Source organism: Marinobacter antarcticus (assembly GCF_011049865.1).
Lineage (GTDB): Bacteria > Pseudomonadota > Gammaproteobacteria > Pseudomonadales > Oleiphilaceae > Marinobacter > Marinobacter antarcticus_A.
In genome coordinates this window covers 1-4,884 of sequence record NZ_DRGY01000064.1, presented here as the reverse complement: position 1 = coordinate 4,884, position 4,884 = coordinate 1, and the positions used below count along the sequence as shown (strand labels likewise).

The window sequence follows — 4,884 nt, the reverse complement described above, 5'->3', positions numbered from 1 at the left end:
GGTGTAAACCCGTTCCAGATTGTCTCTTTGGCCTCCCGTAAGCTGAAGTCTGTTCGCGCCTCCACAATGGGTATTGAAAGCGTACCTCTGATGTGGCCAGACGTGCCCGAAACCGAGGCCGGCATTGAGGAACTGCGTGAAGCCATTGTTAATAACCCGCTGGTTTACGGAATCTATGTTGAGCCAGACCTTTCCTCCACGCTCATTCAGATGGATTTTTACGACCATCTGGTGGACTACAGCCGTATTTTTCCTCAGGTGCAGGCCATTCTGGATGCGTCGCCGATCGCAGATCAGGTAACCCACCATGTTGTAGGCGAACCGATTCTGTATGGCTGGGTGGACCATTTTCTCGATGAAACCGTCACCATCGCGCTGGTTTCTCTTGGCGCCATGCTGTTCGCACTGTTTTTGCTAAACCGCACCTGGCGCGGAACACTGCTCCCCTTGCTCAGCGGTGTTGTTTCGGCGATCTGGGCGCTGGGCATTGGCGTGTTGCTGGGGTTCAATTTTGATCCGCTGGTTATTGTCGTCGCATTTATCATCACCGCGCGTTGCTTCAGCCATGCGGTTCAACTGATCACCCGGTTTGATGATCTGTGTGAGGGCGAAGGCATTTCACCCCGCAAGTCGGCCGAGCAGACAATGAAGGAGCTGTTCCGGCCAGGCCTGCTAGGGCTGGTTTCCGATGCCGGCGCAATTCTCTGTGTGCTGCTCACGCCCATTCCGCTGATTCAGAAAGTCTCTATTATCGGCGCAATCTGGGTGGTCACCATCGGCTTTTCGGCGGTTATTCTCACGCCGGTCATGCTGAGCTGGGTCAAGACCCCTCTGCGTAACGCACATCCCCTTAACTTGCGCTTTCTTCTGACGGCGGTGCTCACGCTCGCCGTTCGTGTTGTGGAAACCCGTGTACGATTTTTCGTGCTGCCCGTCACCCTCGTGGTGGTAGGCCTGCTGGTGTTCAAGGCGACTGACCTGACGATCGGAGACGCGACAACCGGCTCTCCGATTCTGTGGGAGGACTCCGATTTTAACAAAGACAGCGCCCGGATTAACGCCAACTACCCGGGCACCGAGCAGATGTTTATCGTGATTGAGTCGGAGGATAATGATGCGCTGAAGCGCCCGGATGTGCTCGCCTGGATGCAGGGGTTTCAGCGTCGGATGGAGCGCCTGCCCCAAGTTGGAGGCAGTGTCTCGCTTGCCGATATCGTGCTGGACGTGCGCAGGAATCTCTATGAGGGCAACCCTCGTTATCGAGAGTTAGGCGCGACCCAGCTTGAGAATGGCGAACTGATAAGTTTTTACATGCAGGGCGCGGCGCCTGATGATCTGGCGCAGTTTGCGGATCCCCTGTTTCGCAACGGCTCCGTCATCCTGTTTTTCCGCGATCACCAGGGCGAAACACTGCGCCAGGCCACCTACCAGATTCAACGATACATAGATGGGCACCCACTGAACGGCGTGAACGTCCGCATGGCGGGAGGCTCTCTCGGCATCATCGCCGCGGTCAATGAAATTCTTCTGTCGGACCAGATCAAGGCGATTGCGCTGGCCCTGCTTGTCGTCATTCTTTCTTGCCTGGCGGTTTACCGATCTTCGGCCAGCGGCGTTTTCTTCATCATACCGGTGCTTATTTCAAACGTGGTGACCTTCGCGTTCATGGCGTGGCAAGACATAGGCATGAGCATCAGCACGCTTCCGGTGGTTGCGCTTGGTATTGGTTTAGGTGTTGATTACGCGTTCTATATTGTTGATTCGGTTAAGGAATATCTTGATCGATATCCGGAGTCGGAGCCCATGGAGGCTATCCGGCAATCCCTGTTTTCTGCCGGCCGTGGTGTGCTCCTCACATCCGTGACCCTAGCGGCTGGCGTTTTACTCTGGTCTCTCTCTTCACTGCGGTTCCAGGCGGAGATGGGGACATTGATTGGGCTCTGGTTGCTCGTGGCAGCGTTTACATCGCTGTTCGTGATGCCATCCCTGATCAGAGTGCTGAAACCGAAGTTTATCTTTGGTGACAGCATCAAAACCGCTGAATCTGATCATCAGACAGAGCGGCTGGCGCAATCCACTCAGTGACATGGGTACCAACATGAAAAGTGATAACAAAAATACGCATTTGGGCGGCTGGCCTTTGAAGCGAGGGCTTCTGGCAGCCGGTGTTATGGCCGCAACCGCGGGTGCGCCTCAGGCGGTTTTTGCCGATGAGAGCGACTGGCTGACCAAGGACTGGGAAGTGAGCGGATACGTTCGCCAGTATCTGTCCTGGAATCTTGAGAATCCGACCTTGATCGGGCCCGATGGAAAGCAACGGGGTGACTATCAGTACGACCTGTCGATGGCCCGCTCGGTGGCAAAACTCGATCTTTATCGTGATTTCGGTAACTGGAGAATGAAGGTGACCGGGCGCATTTCCCGCGAGTCGCCAACAGGTTATGGCAACGACCTGCAGGATGTGATGGACGAGTGGGCGGGCACCGGCGGTGCGCCGGGCTCTGCTGTGAATCTGCGTTACGATGTTTACGATGACGAAGAGTTGCGCGAATTCTGGGTACAGGGGAATCTTACCGACACCACCAGCATAAAGATTGGCCGGCAGCAGGTTGTCTGGGGGGAGACTGACTTCTTCCAGTTGCTTGACGTTGTTCACGGTTACGATTTTCGCTGGCGCTCGTTCCTCGAGCCTGAAAACGAGGAACTTCGCAAACCGCTGAACATGATCAACCTGACGCAGCAGTTCTACGATCTTGATGGCACGCTTCAAGTGCTCTATATCCCGGGCAAGCTGAACGATGCCAAAGATCGGGGCAACAATTACGATATTGAAGGCGGTCGTTGGGCCAATAACCCGAACAAGGGCATAACCTTCGCGTCGGCCCCCTTTGGTGCCAACGTGCGCTACAACTACGACCATCCCGATGCGGATATGGACGATGATTCCTACGGCTTGCGATGGAGTGGTCTGGCGGGCGACTGGGGCTATTCTCTGGGCTGGTTCCATGGCCCTAACCCCAATCCGGTTGCGAACGCTAACCCGGCAACAAATCCCGGGCAGCCGCAGCTTCAAAAAGGCGCTTACGAGGGTGTTTACGAAGGCGGAGCAACGGAAGCGGGTGAATTCATATTCCCCTATATCGATGTGTTCGGGATAACCGCCAATAACTACTTTGCCGGCCCCGACCTGGTGTTCAGCGCCGAACTGGCCTATATCCCCAACGCGCCCTACAACGTGGGAATCGAGAGCATTGCGGAAGGCCCGGGTTGCGGATTTTTCCCGGGTTTCTGCGGCATAGAGGAAAAGAACCTTTTCCGTTCTATGTTCCGCATAGACAAGCAGCTTGATCTTCAGAGTGTGTTAGGTACCAGCCGGCCGTCCTTCTTTACCGTTCAACTGTTTAATAACTGGATAACGGATTTTGAAAAAGACGAACAGCTTGTAAACCTCGCAGGCTTCGGCGGCGAAACCAAGGAGTTCAGCAGTATCCTCACGGCGGTTCTTGCAGCCAACTATGCCAACGATCAGATCAATCCGTCCCTGGCAATAGGTTCAGATCTTACCTACGGCGGCGGCTTTGTTATTCCGGCGGTTGAATTCGCTTACGGTAACCATGTGCGGGTGCGCCTTGAGGCGGACATTTTCTTTCATGAAAAGGATCAGGATCGCCCGCTTCAGGGCTTTAACGATACCAACCTGTTCGGATACTTCTCTGGCAACGACCAACTCGTCGCCCGTTTGACTTATCAGTTCTGAGGATTTGAGGAGAGTAATAATGAAAACAATCACTTCTGTTAAAAGCCTCGCCCTTGCCGTGGGTTTGATAACCAGCTCGGGTTTTCTGTCGGCGGCGGATCTGTCTGCCGGTGATGTCATCAATGCGGGGAATCTTGACCAGCGTCTTTCCGATACCTTTCAGGGTGACGGGATAGACACGTTGTTGACCGACATTCAGCAGAAACTGATCCGGGACGAAGGCCTGGTAATAACCCTGAAAGATCCGGAGCCTATCCGGTTGGGCGACGATTACCTGGCGGCCACCAAGAAGTATTCCGGTGGCGTTTCCTTCAACCCGGATACCCGGATGATGGAAGGCTGGAAAGCAGGCATTCCCTTCCCGAACGTTACGGAAGACACGCCAAATGCGGCTGAAAAACTGATCTGGAATCACAACGTCGCGCAACCGATCAAGAACTACCAGGATTACTCTCAGTTCGCCTATCTGTTTATCGATGATGACCGGGGGCTGGAGCGAACCCAGGAATGGGTTTTGCGCCGCTATTACATGAAGGGGCGCCTGGGCGAGGCCGATACGGTTGAAGGCACCGATGACGTGCTGTGGAAGCAATTGTTGTACGCCACATACCCCGCAGACATTCGCGGGCTGGGCTTGTTCACGGTGCGTTACGACAGCCCGAAGCTGGACGACAGCTGGGCGTATATCAAATCGGTGCGCCGCACCCGCCGCTTGTCTGGGGGCACCTGGATGGACCCCATTGGCGGGACCGACCAGCTCAACGACGACATCGAGATTTTCAACGCCCACCCAACCTGGTACCCGGAGTACAAGCTGTTGGGTAAGCGCAAGATTCTGGTGGTTGCGAACAGCAGCGTCACGCCCTGGGATGTTGATGCCAGTGGCAACGCAAGATTCCCCACGGTTGATCTGGATAACGCACCCTACTGGAACCCCAAAGAACAGTGGGAGCCCCGTGAAGTCTGGGTCGTTGAAGCCATTGCGCCGCCTGAGCACCCTTACAGTAAAAAAGTGATGTATATGGATACCGAATTCCCGCGCTTTTACATGGCAGATGTCTATGATCGCAAGGGTGAGTTCTGGAAATGGATGAACTACAGCCTTCGCACCATCGACACAGAAGACG

Annotated in this window: 3 protein-coding genes; all 3 read left to right on the top strand. The window is 54.9% G+C overall.

Going from position 1 to position 4,884, the window contains the following annotated elements; all coding sequences use genetic code 11:
* On the top strand, nucleotides 1-2,085 hold a 2,085-nt coding region (locus ENI00_RS08305), incomplete at its 5' end, for an efflux RND transporter permease subunit (protein ID WP_304101256.1).
* Between the two features lie 13 nt (nucleotides 2,086-2,098).
* Nucleotides 2,099-3,757 (top strand): DUF1302 family protein, encoded by a 1,659-nt coding sequence (locus tag ENI00_RS08300; protein WP_304101254.1) that lies wholly within the window; start codon nucleotides 2,099-2,101, stop codon nucleotides 3,755-3,757.
* A gap of 19 nt (nucleotides 3,758-3,776) precedes the next feature.
* Nucleotides 3,777-4,884: DUF1329 domain-containing protein (locus ENI00_RS08295; protein WP_304101252.1), on the top strand; the 1,108-nt coding region annotated here is incomplete at its 3' end.

Coding starts and splice junctions, on each gene's coding strand:
- ENI00_RS08300 (WP_304101254.1), top strand. CDS start 2,099: ATGAAAAGTGATAACAAAAATACGCATTTGGGCGGCTGGCCTTTGAAG.